At 55.2% G+C, this 25,526-nt stretch carries 21 protein-coding genes and 1 tRNA gene; 12 read left to right on the top strand and 10 right to left on the bottom strand.

Annotated features, from left to right (window positions below; all coding sequences use genetic code 11):
* Positions 1-24: 24 nt before the first annotated feature.
* Both rcsB and rcsD read right to left on the bottom strand, forming a co-directional pair.
* Positions 25-675: a response regulator transcription factor RcsB gene (gene rcsB, locus ACQG2Q_RS16005; protein ID WP_003859405.1), complete on the bottom strand. Its 651-nt coding sequence runs from the start codon at positions 673-675 to the stop codon at positions 25-27.
* 16 nt (positions 676-691) lie between these two features.
* The gene (rcsD, locus tag ACQG2Q_RS16000; protein WP_426759240.1) at positions 692-3,364 is read right to left on the bottom strand and encodes a phosphotransferase RcsD; all 2,673 of its coding nucleotides are present in this window, start codon (positions 3,362-3,364) and stop codon (positions 692-694) included.
* A gap of 745 nt (positions 3,365-4,109) precedes the next feature.
* Here rcsD and ACQG2Q_RS15995 point away from each other — a divergent pair.
* From ACQG2Q_RS15995 to mgtE, 6 genes are all read left to right on the top strand, one after another.
* Positions 4,110-5,201, top strand: coding sequence for a porin OmpC (locus ACQG2Q_RS15995; protein ID WP_023306624.1), 1,092 nt, complete (start codon positions 4,110-4,112; stop codon positions 5,199-5,201).
* Between the two features lie 113 nt (positions 5,202-5,314).
* Positions 5,315-6,370, top strand: a complete 1,056-nt coding sequence (apbE, locus tag ACQG2Q_RS15990; RefSeq protein WP_426759239.1) for an FAD:protein FMN transferase ApbE — start codon at positions 5,315-5,317, stop codon at positions 6,368-6,370.
* Positions 6,371-6,442: 72 nt separating this feature from the next.
* Positions 6,443-7,501, top strand: a complete 1,059-nt coding sequence (gene ada / locus ACQG2Q_RS15985) for a bifunctional DNA-binding transcriptional regulator/O6-methylguanine-DNA methyltransferase Ada (RefSeq protein WP_038416433.1) — start codon at positions 6,443-6,445, stop codon at positions 7,499-7,501.
* The gene (gene alkB, locus ACQG2Q_RS15980) at positions 7,501-8,151 is read left to right on the top strand and encodes a DNA oxidative demethylase AlkB (protein ID WP_023300603.1); all 651 of its coding nucleotides are present in this window, start codon (positions 7,501-7,503) and stop codon (positions 8,149-8,151) included. The genes ada and alkB overlap by 1 nt, the downstream gene beginning before the upstream one ends.
* Positions 8,152-8,227: 76 nt before the next feature.
* On the top strand, positions 8,228-9,871 hold the full coding sequence (locus ACQG2Q_RS15975) for a multidrug ABC transporter permease/ATP-binding protein (RefSeq protein ID WP_003859392.1): 1,644 nt from the start codon (positions 8,228-8,230) through the stop codon (positions 9,869-9,871).
* Positions 9,872-10,011: 140 nt separating this feature from the next.
* Positions 10,012-11,448, top strand: coding sequence for a magnesium transporter (gene mgtE, locus ACQG2Q_RS15970; protein ID WP_006811337.1), 1,437 nt, complete (start codon positions 10,012-10,014; stop codon positions 11,446-11,448).
* Here mgtE and ACQG2Q_RS15965 read toward each other — a convergent pair.
* The gene (locus ACQG2Q_RS15965) at positions 11,411-12,706 is read right to left on the bottom strand and encodes a SulP family inorganic anion transporter (RefSeq protein ID WP_045308675.1); all 1,296 of its coding nucleotides are present in this window, start codon (positions 12,704-12,706) and stop codon (positions 11,411-11,413) included. The genes mgtE and ACQG2Q_RS15965 overlap by 38 nt on opposite strands.
* 187 nt (positions 12,707-12,893) lie before the next feature.
* On the opposite strand from ACQG2Q_RS15965, the gene mqo reads away from it, so the two are divergent.
* Positions 12,894-14,543, top strand: a complete 1,650-nt coding sequence (mqo, locus tag ACQG2Q_RS15960; RefSeq protein WP_032623890.1) for a malate dehydrogenase (quinone) — start codon at positions 12,894-12,896, stop codon at positions 14,541-14,543.
* Positions 14,544-14,677: 134 nt separating this feature from the next.
* On the opposite strand, the gene eco is transcribed toward mqo, so the two are convergent.
* Positions 14,678-15,181 (bottom strand): serine protease inhibitor ecotin, encoded by a 504-nt coding sequence (eco, locus tag ACQG2Q_RS15955; RefSeq protein WP_426759238.1) that lies wholly within the window; start codon positions 15,179-15,181, stop codon positions 14,678-14,680.
* A 208-nt stretch (positions 15,182-15,389) separates the two neighbouring features.
* On the opposite strand from eco, the gene ACQG2Q_RS15950 reads away from it, so the two are divergent.
* Entirely contained in the window at positions 15,390-15,650 is a 261-nt protein-coding gene (locus ACQG2Q_RS15950) for a DUF2534 family protein (protein WP_006811332.1), read from the top strand.
* Between the two features lie 66 nt (positions 15,651-15,716).
* Here the strand turns inward: ACQG2Q_RS15950 and ACQG2Q_RS15945 are convergent.
* The 3 genes from ACQG2Q_RS15945 to ACQG2Q_RS15935 form a co-directional block, all read right to left on the bottom strand.
* A tRNA-Pro gene (locus ACQG2Q_RS15945) sits at positions 15,717-15,793 on the bottom strand.
* A 73-nt stretch (positions 15,794-15,866) separates the two neighbouring features.
* Positions 15,867-17,627: an LPS biosynthesis-modulating metalloenzyme YejM gene (gene yejM / locus ACQG2Q_RS15940; protein WP_022648735.1), complete on the bottom strand. Its 1,761-nt coding sequence runs from the start codon at positions 17,625-17,627 to the stop codon at positions 15,867-15,869.
* Positions 17,628-17,646: 19 nt separating this feature from the next.
* Positions 17,647-17,874, bottom strand: coding sequence for a YejL family protein (locus tag ACQG2Q_RS15935; protein ID WP_038984002.1), 228 nt, complete (start codon positions 17,872-17,874; stop codon positions 17,647-17,649).
* 134 nt (positions 17,875-18,008) lie between these two features.
* Between ACQG2Q_RS15935 and yejK the strand changes: the two genes are divergently transcribed.
* Positions 18,009-19,016: a nucleoid-associated protein YejK gene (gene yejK / locus ACQG2Q_RS15930; protein WP_017693031.1), complete on the top strand. Its 1,008-nt coding sequence runs from the start codon at positions 18,009-18,011 to the stop codon at positions 19,014-19,016.
* A 51-nt stretch (positions 19,017-19,067) separates the two neighbouring features.
* On the opposite strand, the gene rplY is transcribed toward yejK, so the two are convergent.
* Together rplY and ACQG2Q_RS15920 are read right to left on the bottom strand one after the other, a co-directional pair.
* The gene (gene rplY / locus ACQG2Q_RS15925; RefSeq protein WP_022648733.1) at positions 19,068-19,352 is read right to left on the bottom strand and encodes a 50S ribosomal protein L25; all 285 of its coding nucleotides are present in this window, start codon (positions 19,350-19,352) and stop codon (positions 19,068-19,070) included.
* A gap of 125 nt (positions 19,353-19,477) precedes the next feature.
* Entirely contained in the window at positions 19,478-21,238 is a 1,761-nt protein-coding gene (locus tag ACQG2Q_RS15920) for a DEAD/DEAH box helicase (RefSeq protein ID WP_022648732.1), read from the bottom strand.
* A gap of 151 nt (positions 21,239-21,389) precedes the next feature.
* Here ACQG2Q_RS15920 and rsuA point away from each other — a divergent pair, with 151 nt between their 5' ends.
* The 3 genes from rsuA (at position 21,390) to ACQG2Q_RS15905 (ending at position 23,933) form a co-directional block, all read left to right on the top strand.
* Positions 21,390-22,097 carry a 16S rRNA pseudouridine(516) synthase RsuA gene (gene rsuA, locus ACQG2Q_RS15915; RefSeq protein WP_063849715.1) on the top strand — a complete coding sequence of 236 codons (708 nt, stop codon included), beginning with the start codon at positions 21,390-21,392 and terminating at the stop codon, positions 22,095-22,097.
* A 15-nt stretch (positions 22,098-22,112) separates the two neighbouring features.
* Positions 22,113-23,312, top strand: a complete 1,200-nt coding sequence (locus tag ACQG2Q_RS15910; protein ID WP_022648730.1) for a Bcr/CflA family multidrug efflux MFS transporter — start codon at positions 22,113-22,115, stop codon at positions 23,310-23,312.
* Between the two features lie 276 nt (positions 23,313-23,588).
* Positions 23,589-23,933, top strand: a complete 345-nt coding sequence (locus tag ACQG2Q_RS15905; RefSeq protein ID WP_003859372.1) for a YejG family protein — start codon at positions 23,589-23,591, stop codon at positions 23,931-23,933.
* 3 nt (positions 23,934-23,936) lie between these two features.
* On the opposite strand, the gene yejF is transcribed toward ACQG2Q_RS15905, so the two are convergent.
* The gene (gene yejF / locus ACQG2Q_RS15900) at positions 23,937-25,526 is read right to left on the bottom strand and encodes a microcin C ABC transporter ATP-binding protein YejF (RefSeq protein ID WP_022648729.1); all 1,590 of its coding nucleotides are present in this window, start codon (positions 25,524-25,526) and stop codon (positions 23,937-23,939) included.

The raw sequence follows: 25,526 nt of genomic DNA, 5'->3' as shown, positions 1-25,526 counted from the left end.
GTCACCCGGCGTAGACAGCGACGATCAATCTTTGTCCGTTGCGCTCAGCGTCACGGAAGAGAGATAGTTCAGCAGGGCGATATCGTTATCCACACCCAGCTTCATCATCGCGGATTTTTTCTGGCTACTGATGGTTTTGATACTGCGGTTCAGCTTCTTGGCGATTTCAGTAACCAGGAAACCTTCAGCGAACAGACGCAGAACTTCACTCTCTTTAGGCGAGAGACGCTTGTCGCCATAGCCACCTGCGCTGATTTTTTCAAGCAGGCGTGAGACGCTCTCAGGCGTGAATTTCTTCCCTTTCTGTAGCGCCGCCAGCGCTTTAGGCAGATCGGTAGGTGCGCCTTGTTTCAGCACAATCCCTTCAATATCAAGATCCAGAACGGCGCTCAGGATCGCCGGGTTATTGTTCATGGTCAGAACAATGATCGAAATGTCCGGGAAGTGGCGTTTAATGTATTTGATGAGCGTAATCCCATCACCGTATTTATCCCCAGGCATGGAGAGATCGGTAATGAGCACGTGCGCATCAAGTTTAGGCAGGTTGTTAATAAGGGCTGTGGAATCTTCAAATTCACCGACTACATTCACCCACTCGATCTGTTCAAGTGATTTGCGAATACCGAACAGTACAATCGGATGGTCATCGGCAATAATTACGTTCATATTGTTCATGTATAAGGCTACCTTGCTACAGCAAGCTCTTGACGTAAGCGTCAATGTTGCTGATGTATTTTTCAATGCCAGAGGCATCTTTCTCACGAATTAGATGTTCCAGCGTTTCACATAACTGCTTGCCGGGAACCAGATTAAGCATGGCAAACACCCCTTTAAGCCGGTGTGCTGTCTGTGCCAGCGCTGCAAAATCCTGCGCAGCGGACTCAGTATACAACCGCTTAACATCATCTGGTACTGTATCAACGAAGAGCGAATAATATCCGCTGGCATGGAGTTCGGCATTTTCATCGCCGCCTAACGGTGACTCCAGGATCTCTTCCTGCGCCAGATTCTCTTCAATCAGTTGTAATACAGCTTCCTGCATTGCATTGCTCATATTAAAGTTGACGCGCAGCTGCCCAGGGCCGATTTTCCGCACGCCTGGCTCATCATCGCTTAAAAGCAAGCCGGAGGCAGTAAGATTAGACGGATTATCAGTTAAAAATAGATCAAATTCTTGACTCGCGAGCCTTTCGTCCGGGGTAATGCAGGACGCGCCCCAGTTTTCCAGCTGACGAACGACGATATTACGGATCTCACTGGAGGTCACGTCCACCATCACCACCACATCATCCAGCAGACGCTCTTCATCCTCTTCCTGAGGATTCGCCGCCATTTTAACATGCAAGGAGTAGCGGGTGCCGAGGGATTCGCGCGCCTTAATGTTCAGATGACCGCCCAGCTTACGCGCCAGCTGATCGCAGAGCCAGAAGGTGAGGGCATTCGCCTTACCGTAGTGGTCGCGCTGGGTATCGTTCAGGAACGGGAAGTGCAGGTTATCGATTTCGCTCACGGTGACGCCTTCGCCCGTATCCAGAATACGGAACGTCAGACGATCGTCGGTGGACTCATCGGTGCTGACTTCAAGGGTGATCTTGCCGATCTGTGTCGTGGTGACGGCATACTGAATCAACATCATCAGGATGCGACGCAGGGCATCGCGATCGCCGTGACGCTCGTCATTGGCCGGTAAATGGTTGTTGATCAGCAGCTGGAGCCCTTTGCGCTTGATCACCGGCAGGACTTCCGGAACCACCTCATCAATCAGATCCTGGATGGAGAAGAGCGTAGGGGTGCCCTTCCAGATGTCATTCTCCAGCATGTTCGCAAGCTGGATTTCGTCCACCAGACGAACCAGCGAGTCGGCCTGGCTGCTAAGCTGTCGGCTTTCCGGCGTGCTTAAATCAGCAATCTGCGTGGCGAGTGACTTCAGCGGCTGTTTAAAGGCATCGCCAATGTTTTGCATAAACGCCGCGCGGCCATGCTGGTTTTTCTCATACAGCCTTTGCGCCTGCTTGAGCTTTTTATTCACCAGCACTTCGCGATCCTGATCGCGGATGATGAAGATTTGCGTGCGCGAGGCGACCTGACTGCGGAACTGACGGATCTCATACAGTTCATTATTAATGGTGGCCTGAATGACGCCCTGATGCTGGTCCGCCATGGCCGTAATATTTTGCAGGTTAAGATGCGGCAGAAGGTGATCGGCAATTTTGTTGCTCATCACCGTCCGGTTTGCCTCCTGATCGTGAACAAGCACCCCAAGCGGCAGCACGGAAATAATCTCTTCATTCAGGGCACGAAGAACACGCAACTCGTTGCTGGTCCCGGCTGATACCGATGTCGAGTCGCTCTGGCGGCCCGACTGGAAACGGAAGGTGCTGTAGCCAAACAGCGCCAGCGCCAGCAGGCCGATATTCAACAGCAGCGGCAGCATAATGTTTTGCAGGGTATCAAGCATCAGGGTGCCAAAAGGCACCTGCCACACCAGCCGCATACCGGTTGAGTTGAGCGATGAGGCAATCTCAATCTTCGAGCCATTAAAGGAGATCGCTACGCTGTCCGGGCCTTCTTTATCCGACGGCGTGCGCATATTTTGGGTGCTGTTGTCTGGCTCCAGTCGGAAACTGTCCAGCGGCATATCCGGCGGGATAAGATCGTTAATTGGCAGATCGAAGGCAACCACGGTCGCCAGATGGCCCGGCTGGTTAAAGGTGGTTCGCAGCGTAAAGTAGTGGCCATTCTGCCAGGCAAGACGGCGTAATGACGAGAAACTTTCGCGCTCGTCCAGCGCGTTGGCCTGTTGCAGCATTTCTGCCCGACGGGAATCGACAATGCTGCCAACGGTGGTCTCTTTAAAGCCCGACGAGAGATCCTTAAGCGGCAGGGTCGAGATCAGGATCATGCTGTTGTCCTGACCGTTCAGGTAATACATGGACCACGGTACGGTCTCGGCGCCCCACAGGGTGTCCAGATAGGAGGAGATCCGCTGCGTCATCTCAAGCGTTGCGCTGTCGTGCGAGCCGAAAATCAGGGCTTCCGTCTTACGCTGCGGTTTTTCAAGGTAATACACATCCTGCTTAAGGCGCGTTTCCTGCAACCCTTCGCCTGATGAGGTGGCAGGTGCGGCGGCGATATTGTCGTAGATTTGCCAGGTCGCGTAGCGCCACGTATCAATGCGCTTATGCACCGCATGGGTGATATCGACAATTTGATAGCTTTTATCTTTAAGCCAGGTATTCACGGCGCTCTGAACCATCACTCCCATTGTGACTAACAGCACAACGATCAACAGAAGAAAGAAACGGGTGATGCTGCCCGGTAGAAGGGAGAATTTGCTCGGGGCGGTAGTTTCAGTCTGACTCATCGATGTGTTTAACCCGTAATGGCCGCGCGGTAATGGGATAGGGCAGTATAAAGGGTAATAACTGAATTTCCAGCGTCGTTATCGGTATGACCTTGACTTTTTATCTGTCGCAACCCGCTTCAACGTCATCCGTGTGAAAGATGTACAAAACCCAGTGAAATGTACAAATATGCTGTTACAACGGCAGTAAAATAGCACGAATTAACAAGAAATTAATTTTGAAAGTGAAAAGGAAAATCTGTAAACGCCGGGCGATGGATTTAGTTAATAGTCGTTATCATTACAGACGGGTAGCACATAAAATGTCTGTTGACGTAAAGAAAGGTAAAAAAAAACCGAATGCGGAGCATCCGGTTCAATTAGGGATAAACAGACATTCAGAACTGAATGACGGTAATAAATAAAGTTAATGATGATAGCGAGGGTTATTTTAGTGGTGTTGACGGGAATTTTTTTGTCATTCAGTGCTGTACTCTTTTTTAAGTTAGTCTTTTGAATTTTATAGGATATATTTTTGTTTTGATTGTCCGTGCTATATTTTTAAACTTTTGATGCTTTGTGAAAGTTCCTTGAAATTTACATATTGAAACATCTTGATGGTAAAGTGAAACATCTTCAAAGTTTTCGTATCATATTCCTGTTGGATTATTCTGCATTTTTGAGGAGAATGAACTTGCCGACTGGTTAAGAGGGTTGACCAGTAAGCAGTGGTAAATAATAAGGCATATAACAGAGGGTTAATAAAATGAAAGTTAAAGTACTGTCCCTCCTGGTACCAGCTCTGCTGGTGGCAGGCGCAGCAAATGCGGCTGAAATTTATAACAAAGACGGCAACAAATTAGATCTGTACGGTAAAGTGGATGGCCTGCACTATTTCTCTGATGACGACAGTGCAGACGGCGACCAGACCTACATGCGTCTGGGCTTCAAAGGCGAAACTCAGGTTAACGACCAGCTGACCGGTTACGGCCAGTGGGAATACCAGATCCAGGGTAACTCTGGTGAGAACGAAAACAACTCATGGACGCGTGTGGCGTTCGCAGGTCTGAAATTCGCTGATGCGGGTTCATTCGACTACGGTCGTAACTACGGCGTTGTTTATGATGTGACTTCCTGGACCGACGTTCTGCCGGAGTTCGGCGGCGATACCTACGGTTCTGACAACTTCATGCAGCAGCGTGGTAACGGCTTCGCGACCTACCGTAACCAGGACTTCTTCGGTCTGGTTGATGGTCTGAACTTCGCGTTGCAGTACCAGGGTAAAAACGGCAGCCCAAGCGGCGAAGGCCAGACCAACAACGGTCGTGACGCGTTGCGTCAGAACGGTGACGGCTACGGCGGCTCTCTGACTTACGATCTGGGCGAAGGCTTCGCACTCGGTACGGCAGTCACCAGTTCTAAACGTACTGCTGACCAGAACGCTGCGGGCTACTACGGTGAAGGCGATCGCGCAGAGACCTACACCGGTGGTCTGAAATACGACGCGAACAACATCTACCTGGCTGCACAGTATACTCAGACTTACAACGCGACCCGCGTTGGCGATCAGGGCTGGGCTAACAAAGCGCAGAACTTCGAAGTGGTTGCTCAGTATCAGTTCGACTTCGGCCTGCGTCCATCCGTGGCTTACCTGCAGTCTAAAGGTAAAGACATCGAAAACTATGGCGATCAGGATATCCTGAAGTATGTTGACGTGGGTGCTACTTACTACTTCAACAAAAACATGTCCACCTATGTTGATTACAAAATCAACCTGCTGGATGAAAATGACTTCACCCGTCAGACAGGTATCGGTACTGACGATATCGTCGCGCTGGGTCTGGTTTACCAGTTCTAATTGCTCATACTGCAACAAAGGGGCCATCAGGCCCCTTTTTTCATGCTTTTTTAGGGTCTTCAAATACGCTGTTTTAGTGTACTCTTGCCGCCCTGGCATGAGGATAATAACCAATGGATATGACTTTTTTACGCGCCAGCGTTCTGGCGACTTTTTTACTCCTGACCGCGTGTGACTCTTCTACACAGCCCGCAAAAATCGACGCACCCGCCGCGACGGTGCTGGAAGGGAAAACCATGGGGACCTTCTGGCGCGTCAGCGTGATGAATATCGATAAATCCCGCGCTGAAGAACTACGCGGTAAAATTCAGGCGCAGCTGGATGCCGACGATCAGCTACTCTCTACCTATAAAAATGACTCAGCGCTGATGCGTTTCAATCGCTCCAGCAGCACCTCGCTGTGGCCGGTGAGCGAAGCAATGGCCGATATCGTCACGGAAGCCATGCGCGTGGGCTACAAAACCAACGGCGCAATGGATGTGACCGTTGGGCCGCTGGTGAACCTGTGGGGATTTGGCCCCAACAAGCAGCCGATGACCACACCCGATCAAGCCGCCATCGACGACGCCCGCGCGCGTACAGGGTTACAGCATCTGGCGGTGATCTCCCAGTACGGTCAGCAATACCTGCAAAAAGACATTCCCGACCTGTTTGTGGATCTCTCCACGGTAGGCGAGGGGTATGCTGCGGATCATCTCGCGGCCCTGATGGCGCAGGAAGGTATTCCCCGTTATCTGGTTTCCGTCGGGGGCGCGCTCGTCAGCCGGGGCATGAACGCCAGCGGCAGGCCGTGGCGAGTGGCCATCCAAAAACCAACCGATCAGCAGAACGCGGTGCAGGCGATTGTCGACATCAACGGGCACGGTATCAGCACCTCCGGAAGCTACCGCAACTATTACGAGCTGGATGGCAAACGTATCTCGCATGTGATTGATCCGCAAACCGGACGCCCGATTACCCACAACCTGGTGTCCGTGACGGTGATAGCGCCAACTGCGCTGGAAGCCGACGCCTGGGATACCGGATTGATGGTGCTCGGCACGGAGAAGGCCAAAGAGGTGGTGCGTCAGGAAGGGCTGGCCGTCTATATGATCACCAAAGAGGCTGACGGGTTTAAAACCTGGAGTTCACCGCAGTTCAACAGCTTCCTGGTGAGCGAAAAAAATTAAAAAGCAAGGTTGCGGGTTTTTGTTCGGTGGCGTTCAGGCAAGCTGAGCGTATGCTTGTAAGAGGAGCCGATGATGAAAAACACAACCTATCTTACCGATGAGGATCGCTGGCAGGCTGTTCTGGCCCGCGATCCGCGTGCGGATAACCAGTTTGTCTTGGCCGTGCAGACGACCGGCATTTATTGTCGTCCGTCCTGCCGTGCCCGCCACGCGCTGCGTAAAAATGTCTGCTTTTATCCTGATGCTCACCAGGCCGCGCAGGCGGGTTTCCGCCCCTGTAAGCGCTGTAGGCCGGACCAGGTCGACCCTATGGCGCAGAAAAAGGCCAACGTTGCGCTGGCCTGCCGACTGCTTGAGCAGGATGCCGCGCTGAACCTGGAGGCACTGGCGCAGCAGGTTGGCATGAGTCCGTTCCATTTCCACCGCTTGTTTAAATCCGTTACCGGCATGACGCCGAAAGCATGGCAGCAGGCTGCGCGTGAACAACGCCTGCGTAGCCTGCTTGCACAGGGCGGTAAAATCACCGACGCCGTACTGGCCGCTGGCTTCCCGGACGGCAGCAGCTACTACCGTAAAGCCAACGGCGCGCTGGGCATGACGGCGAAACAGTACCGTAACGGAGAGGCTGCGGTCCGCTATGCCATCAGCGACTGCTCGCTGGGCCACTGTCTGGTGGCGGAAAGCGAGCGCGGGATCTGCGCAATACTGCTGGGTGATGACGACGCCGGGCTGACGGCTGAGCTGCTGTCACTGTTTCCGCTTGCCGTCCGTGAACCGATGGAAGGCGCATTTGCCGGGCGTGTTCGTCAGGTGATTGCCTCTGTCGACAGCCGCGCGACGCCGTTGACGTTACCGCTGGATATCCGGGGTACCGCCTTCCAGCAGCAGGTCTGGCAGGCGCTGCGGGCTATCCCCTGCGGTGAAACGGCGAGCTATCAGCAGGTGGCGAAGGCCATTGGTAAACCCAATGCCGTACGTGCCGTGGCGGGGGCCTGCGGAGCCAACAAACTGGCGATAGTTATCCCCTGTCACCGCGTGGTGCGTAACGACGGTGCGCTGTCGGGTTATCGCTGGGGCGCAGCGCGTAAGGTGCTATTGTTGAAACGTGAGGCGAACAACCCGGAGGGATAATGCTCGATCTTTTTGCTGATGCTGAACCCTGGCAGGAGCCGCTCGCGCCGGGGGCGACGATCCTGAGACGTTTTGCGCTTTCCCGCGCGGCGGCGCTGTTCGACGGTATTGATACCGTCACCGCACGTTCGCCGTTTCGCCATATGGTCACGCCGGGCGGGTATACCATGTCCGTGGCGATGACCAACTGCGGCGAACTGGGATGGGCGACGAATGAGCGGGGCTATGTATATGCCGCGAACGACCCGCTGACGGATAGGCCGTGGCCGCCGATGCCGGAGGCGTTTCAGGCGCTGTGTCACGATGCCGCCGTCGCGGCCGGCTATCCTGATTTTCGTCCCGATGCCTGTCTTATCAACCGCTATGCCGTCGGCGCAAAACTCTCCCTGCATCAGGATAAGGACGAGCCTGACCTGCGCGCGCCGATTGTCTCGGTATCCCTTGGGTTGCCCGCTGTCTTTCAGTTTGGCGGCCTGCGGCGCAACGACCCGCTCAAACGGCTGATGCTGGAGCATGGCGATGTGGTGGTCTGGGGCGGTGAATCACGGCTTTTTTATCACGGTATTCAGCCGCTTAAAAATGGCGATCACCCGGTGGCGGGGGCGTTTCGCTACAACCTCACGTTCCGCCAGGCAGCGTACAGAGAATAAAAATAAGAATTATTCTTGATGTGTGTGAAAGGCAGTTTACACTGCTGGCTGATTTTTCTTGTCCGGATTGCTCTGCATGCAACTACTTCTTCTTGTCTGGCGGCAGTATCGCTGGCCTTTTATCGCGGTGATGGCGCTAAGCCTTGCCAGCGCGGCGCTGGGGATCGGCCTGATTGCCTTCATTAACGTGCGTTTGATCGAAATGGTCGACACGTCACTCTCCGTCCTGCCGGAATTTCTGGGTTTACTGCTGCTGCTGATGGCAGTCACGCTCGGGTCACAGCTGGCGCTGACCGCGCTCGGCCACCACTTCGTTTTCCGTCTGCGCAGCGAGTTCATCAAACGGATCCTTGATACTCAAGTGGAACGCATCGAACAGCTGGGAAGTGCTTCTCTGCTGGCGGGGCTGACCAGCGATGTGCGCGCCATTACCATCGCCTTTGTACGCCTGCCGGAGCTGGTACAGGGGATCATCCTGACCTTTGGCTCGGCAGCCTATCTCGCCTGGCTCTCCAGCAAAATGCTGGCGGTAACGGCGCTGTGGATTGTTATTACCATCTGGGGCGGGTTCCTGCTGGTATCACGCGTCTATAAGCACATGGCGGTGCTGCGCGAAACAGAAGACAAGCTCTATAACGATTATCAGACAGTGCTGGAAGGGCGCAAAGAGCTGACGCTGAACCGCGAGCGTGCCGAACATATCTTCAACCATCTCTATATCCCGGATGCGCACGAATATCGTCATCACATTATTCGCGCCGATACGTTCCACCTGAGCGCCGTGAACTGGTCCAATATCATGATGCTGGGTGCCATTGGCCTGGTGTTCTGGATGGCGAACAGCCTGGGGTGGGCGGATACCAACGTGGCGGCAACGTACTCCCTGACGCTGCTGTTTTTACGCACGCCGCTGCTGTCGGCCGTTGGCGCACTGCCGACGCTGCTGAGCGCACAGGTGGCCTTCAACAAGCTGAAGAAGTTCGACCTTGCGCCGTTTAAGGCTGAGTTCCCGCGCCCGCAGGCCTTCCCGAACTGGCAAACGCTTGAGCTGCGTAACGTGACCTTCCGCTATCAGGATAACGCCTTCTCCGTGGGGCCGATAAATCTGACCATTCACCGCGGCGAACTGCTGTTCCTGATCGGCGGTAATGGCAGCGGCAAATCCACGCTGGCGATGCTGCTGACGGGCCTCTACCAGCCGCAGTCAGGCGAAATTTTGCTGGATGGTAAAGCGCTGAGCGCGGAGAAACCGGAGGACTACCGCAAGCTCTTTTCGGCGGTATTTACCGACGTCTGGCTGTTCGACCGGCTGCTGGGCCCGGAAGGGCAGCAGGCGGATCCGGCGCTGGTGGAGAAGTGGCTTGCGCATCTGCAAATGTCACACAAGCTGGAGCTACAGGATGGCAAAATCCTGAATCTCAAGCTGTCGAAAGGGCAGAAGAAGCGCGTGGCGCTGTTGCTGGCGCTGGCCGAAGAGCGCGACATCATCCTGCTGGATGAATGGGCCGCCGATCAGGACCCGCACTTCCGTCGCGAGTTTTATCAGGTCCTGCTGCCGCTGATGCAGGCGATGGGGAAAACCATTTTTGCCATCAGCCATGACGATCACTACTTCATTCACGCCGACCGTCTGCTGGAGATGCGCGACGGCAAACTGAGCGAGCTGACCGGCGATGAGCGCGATGCGGCGTCACGGGACGCGGTGGCGCGCACGGCCTGATTGCAATTGTGCCGGGTGGCCCCCGGCACACTCATTTTTCATATATGCCGTTTTTTTCTCCATCCCGACCCGCCGTTTATTCTTATTTACATATCCCCGCGCTATGCTTAACGCCAACTCATTTAATGGATTTATGATTGATGTCGGTATTAAAGAAAAACAGCGCCAGGCAGCGTGACCAGGAGCGTGCGCGGCTCATCTGGCTCCTGACGACCGATAAAGCGGTCACGTCAACGTTATTGGGTAAGCTAACCCTGGCTGAGCAATATGATGTCGGCACGCTGGCCGACGATATTGCTGAGGTAGGTGCGCTGGTTGCACATTTACCACCTCCGGATCTGGCGGACACCCTGGAGGCATTGCCTTCCGAGGAGCGCCACGCCCTGTGGCGGCTGGTGCAGGATCATGAGCGCGGTCAGGTGCTGCTTGAAGCCTCGGAAAACGTCTGGGATGACCTTATCGATGAGATGAGCGATCGGGACATTCTTGACGCCCTGCAAACGCTGGATATCGATGAGCAGATTTACCTCGTTCAGCATCTTCCGCGCAACCTGACCGGACGCCTGCTGGCTTCCCTGCCTGCCGAGGAGCGGGCGCGCGTGCGTCAGGTGATGCACTACGAGAAAAACAGCGTCGGCGCGATCATGGAGTTTGGCGTCATCACCGTACGTCCGGACGTCACCCTGGGTACGGTGCAGCGCTATCTTCGTCGCCTGGGCAGTATGCCGGACAACACCGATAAACTGTTCGTCACCTCGCGGGATAAGACCCTGCTCGGGGAGCTGGAGCTGAAAACGATCCTGCTGAACAGCACCCAGCAGCGGGTAAGTGAGGTCATGGAAACCGAGCCGATGGTCTTCTCGCCGGAAGACGATGCCGAAAAAGCGGCGCGTACCTTCGAACGTGATGACCTGGTGAGCGCGGCGGTGGTGGATTCGGTGGGCAAGCTGATGGGGCGTCTGACCATTGATGAGATCGTTGACGTGGTCTATGAAGAGACCGATAACGACCTGCGTGCCCTTGGCGGTATCAGTGCCGAAGACGATGTTCATGCCTCCGTCGGCAAGGCCGTCAAAACCCGCTGGGCGTGGCTCGCCATCAATTTATGCACCGCGTTCGTGGCGTCCCGCGTTATTGACGGCTTCGAACATACCATTTCCCAGCTGGTGGCCCTGGCGTCGTTGATGCCGATTGTGGCGGGGATCGGCGGGAACACCGGCAACCAGACTATCACCATGATCGTTCGCGCCCTGGCGCTGGAAAACATTCAGCCGGGTAATTTTTCGTGGCTGATTTTCAGGGAGATGGGCGTCGCGCTGATTAACGGCCTTGTCTGGGGCGGCATCATGGGCGGCATTACCTGGTGGCTGTACGATGATATGGCGCTGGGCGGGGTCATGATGCTGGCGATGGTGCTGAACCTGCTGGTGGCGGCGATGATGGGCGTGATTATCCCATTAACGATGACCCGGCTGGGGCGCGACCCCGCGGTGGGGTCGAGCGTGATGATCACCGCCATTACCGATACCGGCGGTTTCTTTATTTTTCTTGGACTGGCGACGATTTTTCTTCTGTAGCCAGTGCTTTTTGCTTAAGTCGGGCAGGGAGGATGAACATCATCACAATCCCGCCCAGCACGCCAATCGCCAGGTTGCCGGTGGAAACCGTTGCCACAACCGTCACCAGCATCACGACGGTTTCAGCCACCGGCGCGTTTTTCAGCGTTCCGGGCTGAACGCTATGCCAGCTAAAGGTCTTGACGGCCACAATGGCCATAATACCCGCCAGTACCGCCATCGGGATTTTGGCCATCACCTCGCTGAGCGCCGTAACCAGCACAAGCAGTACGATACCCGCCGCAAGGGTGGAGATACGGCTTCTGCCTTTCCCCATCTCCACGTTAACGATGGTCTGCCCAATCATCGCGCAGCCCGCAATGCCGCCGTAGAACCCGGCCATAATATTCCCCACGCCCAGACCGATGCTCTCGCGGCGCTTGCTTGAAGGGGTAACGGTCAGTTCATCCACCAGTTTTGCCGTCAGCAAGGATTCCAGCAGGCCAACAAAAGCGATACTTAGCGCACACGGCCAGATAATGCTCAGGGTTTCCAGATTGAGCGGCACCAGCAGTTGCGTAAAGCCCGGCAAACCGCCGCTCATGGAGCCTTCATCCCCTACCGTTGGCAGGATTTGCCCGCTGGTGACGGTGAACAAAGTCAGCAGCACAATGGCAATCAGCGGGGAGGGTACGCTTTTAATATAGCGTGGCACCCACAGCACAATCAGCAGCGTCAGCACGAACAGGCCTACTATCAGCGGGCTTCGGCTCCAGAAATGGGGCACCTGGGCAAAGAAAATCAAAATGCCAAGGGCGTTAACAAACCCGGTCATCACCGACTGGGGAATAAAGCGCATCAGCCGCGCCATTCCCAGCGCGCCGAACAGGATCTGAATCACGCCAGCCATCACCACCGCGGGCAGAATGTACTGTACGCCGTGTTGATGGACCATCGGGCCAATCACCAGCGCGACGGAACCGGCCGCCGCCGTCACCATGGCCGGACGCCCGCCGAGCAGGGAAAGGGCGAAACAGAGCACCACGGAGGCGATAAGGCTCACTTTCGGATCCACGCCCGCGACCACGGAAAACGAAATCACTTCCGGGATCAGCGCCAGCGCGGTAATCACGCCGGCCAGGGTTTCGCGCATCAGACGTTGAGGCGAACGTAAAACGGTGGCGACATGGCCTTCTTGGGGTACAGACGAGTGAGGTAATGACATAACAATTCGCTGGTAGGGGCAGGCTTCCGTGCGCGCGATCACAAAGTGCAGCATCATAGCCAGGAAAATCGTCGGGTGCCAGCCTGTATGCCAAAACCCTACAAACAATCCATCATTAAATTTCACAATTACAATAATTTCGTAACCTTTAAACAATATTTAAAAGTTGCTACCGTGCCACCGCAGCGTGTTTCACCTGTAATTTCTACGCATCAAGCACTATTCAACTAAGGCATAAATGATGAAAAAAATGACTGCCGTGCTCTTTTCTCTGGCCGTGGGGCTGAACGCCGTCTCGCTGGCGGCGAAGGCTGACGCACCAAAAGAGCAGGAAACGGATGTCCTTTTAATTGGTGGCGGCATCATGAGCGCCACGCTGGGCACATATCTTCAGGAATTAGAGCCGAACTGGTCCATGACGATGGTCGAGCGCCTTGATGGCGTGGCGCAGGAAAGCTCTAACGGCTGGAATAACGCCGGGACGGGGCACTCGGCACTTATGGAACTGAACTATACGCCGCAGAAAAAGGACGGTTCCATTAGTATCGAGAAGGCGGTAGAGATCAACGAAGCGTTCCAGATCTCACGTCAGTTCTGGTCTCACCAGGTGAACAGCGGTGTGTTGCACAATCCGCACTCCTTCATCAACACCGTTCCGCACATGAGCTTTGTGTGGGGCGATCAAAACGTCAACTTCCTGCGTGCGCGCTACGCTGCCCTGCAACAGAGCACGCTTTTCCGCGGGATGAAATACTCTGAAGATCACGCTCAAATCAAAGAGTGGGCGCCGCTGGTTATGGAAGGCCGCGATCCGAACCAGAAAGTGGCGGCGACCCGCACTGAAATTGGTACTGACGTTAACTACGGTGAAATCACCCGTCAGCTGGTGGCCTCTCTGAAGAAAAAAGAGAACTTTAACCTGCAACTCAGCTCCGAAGTGCGTGGTTTCAAGCGCAACGCGGATAACAGCTGGAGCGTGACCGTTGCCGATCTGAAAAACAACGAAGCCGAGCATGTGATTAAGGCGAAGTTCGTGTTTATCGGTGCTGGCGGCGCGGCGCTGAAACTGTTGCAGGAGTCCGGTATTCCGGAAGCGGACGACTACGCCGGCTTCCCGGTTGGCGGCCAGTTCCTGGTGTCGGAAAACCCTGAAGTGGTTAACCGTCATCTGGCTAAAGTGTACGGTCAGGCTTCTGTTGGTGCGCCACCGATGTCCGTTCCCCATATCGACACCCGTATGCTGGACGGTAAGCGCGTGGTGCTGTTCGGGCCGTTCGCTACATTCTCTACCAAGTTCCTGAAAAACGGTTCCCTGTGGGATCTGCTGAGCGCGACCACGACGTCAAACGTCAAACCAATGATGGACGTGGGACTGGATAACTTCGATCTGGTGAAATACCTGATTAGCCAGGTGATGCTCTCTGATGAAGAACGCTTCGAGGCGCTGAAAGAGTACTATCCGCAGGCGAAGAAAGAAGACTGGCGTCTGTGGCAGGCGGGTCAGCGCGTGCAGATCATCAAACGCGATCCGAAAGAGGGCGGCGTGCTGCGTCTGGGTACCGAAGTAGTAAGCGATAAGGATGGCACTATTGCCGCGCTGCTGGGAGCATCCCCGGGGGCGTCTACCGCTGCGCCAATCATGCTACACCTGATGGAAAAAGTGTTTAAGGACAAAGTATCCAGCCCGGAATGGCAGGCGAAGCTGAAAACCATTATTCCATCCTACGGTACGAAGCTGAACGGTAACGTTGACGCCACGGAACAAGAGCTGGAATACACCAGCCGCGTTCTGCAACTGCAATACGTCAAACCGCAGGCTGCGGATGCTGCGCCGAAGGCAGAGCTGAAGCCGCAGGCGGAAAGCAAGCCGGTGGCGGATATCGCGCTGTAAGCTAAACGCAAAACGGTAACATCCGTTACCGTTTTTCGTGTTTTCTCCCTCTCCCACCGGGAGAGGGTTGGGGTGAGGGCACCAGAACGCACCCTTTCCAGGTCGGGTAAGCGTGAGCGCCACCCGACTTATTTTTAACGTACTTCCGCTTGCCCTACCGTCTCATCCGCCTTCCATACGCGATATTTCACATCCACGTTTTCCGGCGTATATACGACAATCGGCAGCTTGCTGTTATAGCGCAGCAGACTGTTATCACCCAGATAGGTGGTGATAAATTTCTTCTCTTTCTTGCCGTCCGGGCACGCCATCATGGTGGAGACTGGCGAGGTTACTTTGTCGAAGACATAGTAGTCATAACCCCAGCCTTCCAGCGTTTTGCTTTCCAGTTGGCCGCCCAGACGATGCTGGTTGCAGTCCACTTCCAGCGTTTGGCCGATTAACAGCTCGACTTTGAAATTCCCTTCATTCTGCTGAGCCGGGAGCTGAATAACCTGGCGCTTCATCCCTTTGTCCGCTTGCGGATACGGGGCAACTTTTTCCAGCGGCTGCTCTTTTGGGGTTTCGCTGGCGAAAGCGCTGGTGCTCGCGCACGCAGCGGCGATAAGGGCGATGGCAAATTTAGGTGCGTTTTTCACTGTCATTCCTTTTTGTTAAAACGATCCCGGAAAGACTAACATAATGTATGTGAATGGTTGGCGTAATTTACTCACATTTTCATTTTAAACGGAGTAAAGAACTGCTTTTATGCTCTTTTATTGGTGTTTAATGCTGTGGTGGAGTCGGTGCAGAGATCGTGTTATTTTACGCGTTAATTATTGTTATTCATCTGTAAAGGGAGAAGAGATGGTACGGGAAAAACTGAAGACACCTGAAGGCCGCAAGTTCCTGCTGGCGTTACTGGTTGTGTTTATGATTGCTGCTGCATGCGTGGGGCGAGCAACCATTGTCGGCGTGATCGAGCAGTACAACATCCCGCTCTCTGCGTGGACAACCAGCATGTTTGTCCTGCAATCAGCGATGATCTTTGTTTACAGTCTGGTGTTCACCGTCCTGCTGGCGATTCCGCTGGGGATTTTCTTTCTCGGTGGGCGTGAGAAGCACTAAGCATTGTGCATGCGAAGACAGGCAATAAAAAACCAGCCATAAGCGGCTGGTTTTTTTGTGTAGTTTTGGTCGGCACGAGAGGATTTGAACCTCCGACCCCCGACACCCCATGACGGTGCGCTACCAGGCTGCGCTACGTGCCGACGCATAAAAGGAATACTACTCGATTCCTTTTTGATTGCAAGGGGGAAGCAACGCTAACTGATTCATAAATAATCAGTTAGCGATAAAGCGCTTCTCGTCTGTCAGCACCTGCAACAGCAAGCTGAGCTGCGGTTTCTGGTCTTTCAGCTTCTCACCTTCGAGGCTGTACGTCTGGTAATTGCCGTTGCTGTTCAGCACAAGGGACAGCGTCGGCGTGGTCACCACCAGCGTGTTTTCGCCAGCAGCCGTGACCCAGTTATGACGCCGCGTGGCGCTAAAGAGGTCTTGTCCCTGCGAGTATTCAATTGCCGGCGTGCTAACGTGCAGCAGCCGCTGCATTAACGTGGTCATGACGTCTTTATGGTCGGTCAGCATGTTGATGCGTTGCGCGGGAGTGCCCGGCCAGTGGATCACCAGCGGGACATGCAGGTTCGGACGCGACCAGTCCATGCCCTTCGCTTCGTCGCCGAGCGGCACGCCATGCCCCGCCGTGATAATGACGACCGTATTGTCCAGCTTGCCCGCGTCGCGCAGGGCGGTCAGCACGCGAGCGATCTGCGCATCGACATCACCCGCCGCACGGCTATATCGGCGCGCGAAGCCTTTCTGATTGCTGTCATCAAGATTTGTGCCGTTAAACGCAACCCAGGAGAACCAGCGGTTATCTTCCTGTGCATAGCGCTTCAGCCAGTCTATCCACTGGTCAGCAGTCCGATCGTCAGACTGGCTCTGCGCGGCTGGCAGTGAGAAATCAGACAGCAGCGCCTGGCGGTACAGCGAGCTGTTGAAACCATCAGAGGCGAACAGCCCCAGCTGGTAGCCCTGCTGATTAAGCCCGGTAATCAATGCAGCCGGAATACGGGCCGACAGCACGCCGTCCATATAGCTCGGTGAAATACCGTAGAACAGACCGAAAATACCCGCGTCGGTCGAATTACCGGAACTCATATGCTGAGTGAATACGATGTTGTTCTCAGCGAATTCAGCCAGGGCAGGCATTTGCTTCTCATAGCGAGAATAGTTCAGGCCATCGACGGTAATCAGCAGCACGTTCTGACCGCGCCCCATGTCGCGATATTTCAGATCGCTCAGGGGATACTGCACGCTGACCGCTTCCGGATTACCCTGTTCGACCAGACGACGCTGATATTCCTGCGCGTCCAGCAGACCGTGTTTTTCAAGGAAACGACGTGCCGTCATCGGATAGGAGAGCGGCAGATTCGCGCGCTGCATGGTAATAGGGCGGTAGAAGTTCGCATCTGCCCAGATATACATCAGGTGCGAACCGATAAATGAGGCGAAAAAGAGCGCCGCGACGGGCTTCGCATAATGTCGGCGTCGGGTCAGGCTGCGGAGCTTTTGCCAGCTCCACGTCGCGAACAACATTTCGATCAGCAGGATAATCGGCACGCTGATAAACATCAGCTGCCAGTCGCGGGCGGTCTCGTTCTGATCCGGGTTAATCACCAGCTCCCAGACGACAGGATTCAGGTGCAGGTGGAACCGGGTAAAAACTTCGCTGTCGATAAGTAACAGCGTCATGCCCGCCGTCGCAAGAATGGCGGACAGGAAGCGCATCAGCCGCTGCGACATGACGATAAACGTCAGTGGGAACAGGATCAGCAGATAGGTGGCGAAGACCAGAAAGCTAAAGTGACCAACAAGGCTCATCCACGAGTAGATACGCCCGGTTAACGTGGTTGGCCAGTCCGCCACAAACAGATAACGGCAGCCGAGCACCATCGCCAACAGAATGTTGAACAGGGCAAACCAGTGCCCCCAGCTGACCATCTGGGAGACTTTTTCACGGTAGCGCTGACGATTCGTCACCATAAACTGTTGTTCGTTTCCCTTAGTGTGCCTGGTCGTCGCTAACGGATGACTGCAAAGCCAGGGCGAAAGATTTGGCGATCGCCTGACGCTGAGCCGGAGCAACGCTGGTATTGATCAGGTTGGTAACCATATTTCCCAAAACCATCAGGGAGAGATCGGTTGGCGTTTTATGTTTTTCCAGTACGTTGACCAGCTCACTGAGCAGTTGTTCAACGTGTTCGTCACTGTAGCGGGAATGTTGTGGCATAAATCAAAATCAGTTTGTTGAGAGAAGGGCGACATATTACCGTAGCAACAGCTTTTTTTCCCCTTTTTTATCTTCTGTTGCACACATGCGTTGGTGGTGGTTGAATACCGCCCGGTCTAAAAGGAGAGTTTATCATGAGTCTGGAAATCAACCAGATTGCCTTGCACCAGCTTATCAAGCGTGATGAGCAAACCCTTGAAGTGGTGCTACGCGATTCGTTACTGGAACCAACGCCTACCGTTGTCGAGATGATGGCGGAGTTGCATCGCGTCTACAGCGCGAAAAATAAAGCCTATGGCTTGTTCAGCGAAGAGAGCGAGCTGGCGGATAGCCTGCGCCTGCAACGTCAGGGCGAAGAGGATTTCCTGGCATTCAGCCGCGCTGCAACCGGCCGTCTTCGTGACGAACTGGCGAAATATCCCTTCGCCGATGGCGGTATCGTCCTGTTCTGCCACTACCGCTATCTGGCGGTAGAGTATCTGCTGGTCACCGTGCTGAATAATTTAAGCAGCATGCGTGTGAACGAGCAGTTGGATATCAGCTCAACGCACTATCTGGATATCAACCATGCGGATATTGTGGCGCGTATTGATTTAACTGAATGGGAAACCAATCCGGAATCGACGCGCTACCTGACCTTCCTTAAAGGCCGCGTGGGCCGCAAAGTGGCCGATTTCTTTATGGACTTCCTCGGTGCCAGTGAAGGGCTGAACGCCAAAGCGCAGAACAAAGGTCTGCTCCAGGCGGTGGATGACTTTACCGCTGAGGCGCAGCTGGATAAATCTGAGCGTCAGACCGTGCGTCAGCAGGTTTACAGCTACTGTAACGAGCAGTTACAGGCCGGGGAAGAGATTGAGCTGGAGTCGCTGTCCAAAGAGCTGGCGGGCGTCAGCGAAGTCAGCTTCCAGGAATTTACCGCGGAAAAAGGCTATGAGCTGGAAGAGAGCTTCCCGGCGGATCGCAGTACGCTCCGTCAGCTGACGAAATTTGCCGGTAGCGGCGGTGGGTTAACCATTAACTTTGATGCCATGCTGCTCGGGGAACGTATCTTCTGGGATCCGGCGACCGACACGCTGACCATTAAAGGCACGCCGCCGAATCTGCGCGATCAGCTCCAGCGTCGCACCTCAGGCGGTAAGTAGCGGCCATAAAAAAACCCCGCAGAAGCGGGGTTTTTCTCGACAGGTTTGCGATTACGCGCGAACGAAGTCGATGTGAGACAGTTTTGGCTTGAACGGGTGACGCTGAACAGCCTGAACTTTCACTTTTTCTTCTTTACCGCCAACAACGATGGTCAGAACTTCGCTGTAGAATTCAGCTTTGTTCTGCATGTTCCACACTTTGTCGTGATCCAGTTCGATTGCAACTGGAGCAGCTTCGCCACCGTAAACGATAGCCGGGAACTTGTTAGCGTTACGCAGGCGGCGGCTCGCACCCTTACCCTGCACGTTACGTACTTCTGCTTCGATAGTGAACATTGATTTCTCTCTGTATTTAAAACCCTGCTACAGGCGACCCAGCAGCAGGTGAGTGTTCTGCCTCACGGATGTGAAGCGGGCGGCATTTTATACTCAAATGGCTCGCGCATCAACGAAAAGTCCCGTTAACCGCGCAATTCGTTTGCCCGGCGAAAGCGTCCTTCATAGTCAAAGACCTTCTCACGCACCTGCCAGAACTGCCCTTTTTTACGGGCGACAACAAAATCAGGATGGCGCAGCAGCGCCTGCTGGCGCACGATATCGGCAACGGTTATCCAGCGCAGCGGCACGCCGGGCGTGCGGGTATGCGGGCGGATAAAGAGCTGTTCGAACGCGGTGCGCTGGGCGGGCGTCTGGACCCTGAACCGCTCGCTCACGTCTGCGCCGTCCTCGTCGTAATAGGTAATCTTTAGCCACTCGCCTTTTTCATCCGCACCGGGCTGTAAGACCATGCCGGAACAGCGCAGCACCAGCGCATCTTTCAGCTTCAGCGCCGCTTTCAGCATGTCATCCGGGTCGACCAACACTGTGTCACACTCCCGACAGCGGCGGGCAGCGATATCGTTCTCGGCGTTGCACTGCGGGCAGTTTTTGAAGCGGAAGCGGAAATCACACTGTTCGCGATGGCCTTCATCGTCTTCAAACCAGCCCTGACAGCGGCGGCCAAAATGTTCGATCAGCGTGCCGTCGGCGGTAGTTTTGCCCCAGAAAGTGTTGGCAAACCCGCAGGCCGGACAAAACACCTGTACCGGCACGTTGTCGCTCTTGCCTTTTGGCGTGCCCACTTCCGGGGAGTAGAGATCGTGCGGATTACCGGCATAATCGAGGATCAGACAGTCGGTTTTGCCCGGTGCCAGGCGCAGGCCACGGCCGACAATCTGCTGGTACAGGCTGACGGATTCGGTCGGGCGAAGAATCGCAATCAGGTCAACGTGCGGTGCGTCAAACCCGGTGGTTAATACGGAGACATTCACCAGGTAGCGGAACTGCTGGGCTTTGAAAGCCTCAATCAGGCTGTCGCGCTCCGGCCCGGGGGTTTCACCGGTAATTAACGCCGCGTCGTTGGTGGGCAGAAGCCCCGTGATTTCACGCGCGTGTTCGACGGTAGCAGCAAAAATCATCACCCCTTTGCGCGTTTGCGCAAACTCTTCAATCTGGCTGATGATATGCGGCGTGATCCGCTTCTGTTTTTTCAGCTCATGGTTAAGATCCGCCTCGCTGAACAGCCCGTTGCTCTGCGCCTGTAAGCGGCTGAAATCGTACTGCACGACCGGCATATCCAGCCGCTCCGGTGGCGTCAGATAGCCATGCTTGATCATGTAGCGCAGCGGAAGCTCATAGATACAGTCGCGGAACAGGGCCTTTTCATCGCCACGCACCATGCCGTGATAATGAAACTGATAAATCCAGCCCTTGCCCAGACGAAATGGCGTGGCGGTCAGGCCAAGCAGGCGTAAGTGAGGGTTCACCTCTCTCAGATGAGTGAGGATTTGCTGATACTGGCTGTCGTCGTCATCGCTGATGCGGTGACACTCATCGACAATCAGCAGGGAAAACTCGCTGCGAAACAGGTCCAGGTTGCGCGCAACGGACTGTACGCTGCCAAACACCACTTTCCCGTGGCTCTCTTTGCGCTTCAGCCCGGCGGCAAAAATATCGGCCTCCAGGCCGAGCGCGCAATATTTGGCGTGGTTTTGCGCCACCAGCTCTTTTACGTGCGCCAGCACCAGCACGCGCCCGCGAGCCAGGCGCGCCAGTTCGGCAATCACCAGGCTTTTACCGGCTCCGGTCGGGAGCACGATGGCGGCGGGTTCCCGGTGCTTGCGAAACCAGGCGAGGGTGGCATCAACGGCTTCTTGCTGATAGGGGCGTAGTGTGAACGTCATGGCTTCTCTATTCAGTTAACTCGCATATAGTATGCCACGAAACTTTTTCCCTTGAGTGGCGCAACCAGACCATTATACTGAACTGTTTCTGAATGCTTCTTTTTCGGACGCGTAGTCCGACTTCCAGCACCATTAAGGCTAAAAAGATTTCATGCGACTTGATAAGTTTATCGCTCAGCAACTCGGCGTAAGCCGCGCTATTGCCGGGCGTGAAATTCGCGCCAGCCGCGTAACCGTGGACGGCGACATTGTGAAAGACAGCGCTTTTAAACTCCAGCCTGACCACCAGGTGGAGTATGACGGCAACCCGCTGACCCAGCAGAATGGCCCGCGCTACTTCATGCTCAACAAACCGGAAGGTTACGTCTGTTCAACGGACGATCCGGATCACCCGACGGTGCTCTACTTCCTCGACGAACCTGTGGCGCACAAGCTGCATGCGGCAGGGCGACTGGATATTGATACCACCGGCCTGGTGCTGATGACCGATGACGGTCAGTGGTCGCACCGCATCACCTCCCCGCGCCATCACTGTGAGAAAACCTATCGGGTGACACTTGAGTCGCCGGTCTCGGATGACACGGCAGAGCAATTCGAGAAAGGCGTTCAGCTACATAATGAAAAAGATCTGACCAAACCGGCGGTGCTGGAAGTCATTACCCCAACGGACGTCCGTCTGACCATCAGTGAAGGCCGTTACCACCAGGTGAAACGGATGTTTGCCGCCGTGGGCAACCACGTTGTGGGGCTGCATCGTGAACGTATCGGCGCGATTGAACTCGATCCAGACCTGGCGCCAGGGGAATATCGCCCGCTGACGGAAGAAGAGATTGCCAGCGTCGGGCTGCTTTCACGCTAAATTCAGGAGAACCCTGTGACCACCAGGCCACACTCGTCGTTTAAAATCGTATTTATCCTTGGCCTGTTGGCCATGCTGATGCCGCTGTCTATCGATATGTATCTGCCCGCGCTGCCGGTGATTTCCGCGCAGTTTGGCGTACCGGCAGGCAGCGCACAGATGACGCTCAGCACCTACATTCTTGGTTTTGCGCTCGGCCAGCTCTTTTATGGCCCAATGGCAGACAGCCTGGGGCGCAAACCCGTTATTCTGGGCGGGACGTTGATATTTGCCGCAGCGGCGGTGGCCTGCGCGCTGGCGCAGAGTATCGATCAGCTGATCGTGATGCGTTTCTTCCATGGCCTGGCTGCGGCTGCGGCAAGCGTGGTGATTAACGCGCTGATGCGCGACATCTACCCGAAGGAAGAGTTCTCACGCATGATGTCGTTCGTCATGCTGGTCACAACCATTGCGCCGCTGGTCGCCCCCATGGTGGGCGGGGCGGTGCTGGTGTGGTTCAGCTGGCATGCGATTTTCTGGATCCTGGCGATTGCCGCGCTGCTGGCCTCGGTGATGATCTTCGTCTTTATCGATGAAACGCTGCCGGTCGAGCGCCGTCAGAAGTTTCACGTCCGCACCACGCTTGGCAACTTTGCCTCGCTGTTTCGCCATAAGCGCGTGCTGAGCTATATGCTGGCCAGCGGCTTTAGCTTTGCCGGGATGTTTTCGTTCCTGAGCGCGGGGCCGTTTGTGTACATCGAACTGAACCATGTGTCACCCCAGCACTTTGGTTACTACTTCGCGCTGAATATCGTGTTCCTGTTTGTGATGACCATTATCAACAGCCGCTTTGTCCGGCGGGTCGGGGCGCTGAATATGTTCCGCGCCGGGCTGTGGATCCAGTTCGTGATGGCTATCTGGCTGGTATTGAGCGCATTGTTGGGCGTAGGTTTTTGGGCGCTGGTGGTGGGCGTGGCGGCGTTTGTTGGCTGCGTCTCGATGGTCTCATCCAACGCGATGGCGGTGATCCTCGACGAATTCCCGCATATGGCGGGCACCGCCTCGTCGCTGGCAGGGACGTTCCGTTTCGGGATTGGCGCGATTGTCGGGGCGCTGCTCTCAATGGCGACGTTTAATACTGCCTGGCCGATGCTGTGGGCGATTGCCCTCTGCGCGACTTGCTCCATCCTCTTCTATCTTTACGCCAGCCGGCCCCGTAAGACGGCGCATAAATGAGCACTTAAGGCCCGAAACGGGCCTTTTTGTTGACCCATATCAACCAACCCTCGGTTCGTTTACCCGGTGTTTGTTTCTTTTATGTAAAATCTATTTATGTAAAAAGTCACATCATTGTATTTAAAAAGGTTGAGTTAGATCGCAGAAACGGGTACATATAGCGCCGACGTGAGCCTGCAACGCCTATAAAATCCGCTAAACAGTGCAGGTTGGCGATGATGTGTTACTATAAATGTAAATAAATTGTGAAGTAAATTTGCTTCCGGGGATCTGAACGTGAATACATTACAACTCTCCATTGTCCATCGCTTGCCCCAGAGCTATCGCTGGTCGACGGGTTTTGCAGGTTCGAAAGTTGAACCGATTCCGCAAAGCGTTGCCGGGGAGGATAATTGTCTGGTGGCGCTCAAGCTGCTTAGCCCGAGCGATGAAAATGCGTGGCCGGTTATGGAACGTCTCAGCCAGGCGCTGACGGACATCGAAGTAGACAGCTCCGTGCTGGAATGCGAAGGTGAGCCGTGCCTGTTTGTTAACAGCCAGGATGAATTTGCTGCGACCTGCCGTCTGAAAAACTTCGGCGTGGCGATTGCCGAACCGTTCTCCGGTCAATATCCTTTCTGAGTGCTAGTCAGCGGACAATAGCTGGCGCGTGTAATCCTGCGCAGGCGCAGTGAATACGCGCTGGCACTCTCCCTGCTCAACGACTTCTCCCTGCCGCAATACCACCACCTGATGGCAAAGCGCACGCACCACCTGTAAATCGTGGCTGATAAAGATATAGGCCAGCCGATGCTTTTCCTGTAGCCCCTTCAGCAGCGCCAGAATTTGCGCCTGCACGGTGCGGTCCAGTGAAGAGGTAGGCTCGTCCAGCACGATCAGCTCCGGTTTCAGGATCAGCGCGCGGGCAATCGCTATACGCTGCCGCTGTCCGCCGGAAAACTCAGCCGGATACCGGTGCCGGGTATCGGGATCTAAACCCACTTCCGCCATCACCCGCTTCACGTCGATTTCACGCTGTTGTGCCGTCAGCGCGGGCTGATGAACGCGCAGGCCCTCTTCAATAATCTGCAATACGCTCAGCCGCGGGTTCAGCGAAGAGTTCGGATCCTGAAAGACCACCTGCATCCGCGGGCGGACGGGCAGCATTTGGCGGCGGCTCAGGTTTTGCAGCGGCATGCCGTCAAAGAGAATGCTTCCCTGCGAGGCGATCAGGCGCAGCAGCGCCAGGCCGGTGGTGCTTTTGCCCGAACCGGATTCGCCCACAAGCCCAAGCGACTCGCCCGGACGCAGAGAGAAGCTCATGTTTTTCAGAACATGATTGTGATCGACCACGCGACGCAAAATGCCTTTGCGGATCGGGAATGACACCGACAGGTCCTCAACCTTCAGCAACGGTGCGCTGTCAGCGTTAAGCGGAACCGGGTCGCCAGAGGGTTCGCTATCGAGCAGGCGCTGTGTATACGGGTGCTGAGGCGCGCTCAGCAGGGCAGTTGCCCTGTTCTGTTCGACGCAGCGGCCGTTTTGCATCACGGCCACCGCGTCAGCGAGCTTTTTCACGATGCCCAGGTTATGCGTAATAAACAGCAGGCTCATGTTCAGCTCGTCGCGCAGTTCACGCAGCAGTTGCAGAATTTGCGCCTGCACCGTGACGTCCAGCGCGGTGGTGGGTTCATCCGCAATCAACAGTTCGGGGCGCGTCAGCAGCGCCATCGCGATCATCACGCGCTGGCGCTCGCCGCCGGAAAGCTGATGCGGGAAATCGTTCAGCCGTTTCGCCGCATTACGAATGCCGGTGCGTTCAAGGCAGTCCAGAATTTCCCCCCTCGCTGCCTCTTTACGCATTCCCCGATGAAGTGACAGCACTTCATAGAGCTGTTTTTCCAGCGTATGCAATGGATTGAGCGACACCATCGGCTCCTGAAAAATCATGGCAATCTTATTGCCACGAATGCCGCGCAGGGTTTGCTCATCAGCGTTCAGCAGGGATTGTCCATGGAACAGAATATCCCCGTGCGGATAGCTGACCGGCGGGGAAGGGAGCAGGCGCAGCACCGACAGCGCCGAAACGCTCTTACCGGAGCCGGATTCCCCGACCAGCGCCAGCGTCTCTCCGCGCTGGATCTGCAACGATAAATCCGTCACCACCGGGCGAGATTCGCCCTGCTTTGAAAACGCAATCGACAGATTTTCTATGCTCAGAAGAGGCCGGGTCAT

Origin of the sequence: Enterobacter cloacae complex sp. 370H10, from assembly GCF_050031535.1 — a bacterium.
GTDB lineage: Bacteria > Pseudomonadota > Gammaproteobacteria > Enterobacterales > Enterobacteriaceae > Enterobacter > Enterobacter intestinihominis.
This window is presented reverse-complemented; position numbering and strand designations above follow the sequence as displayed.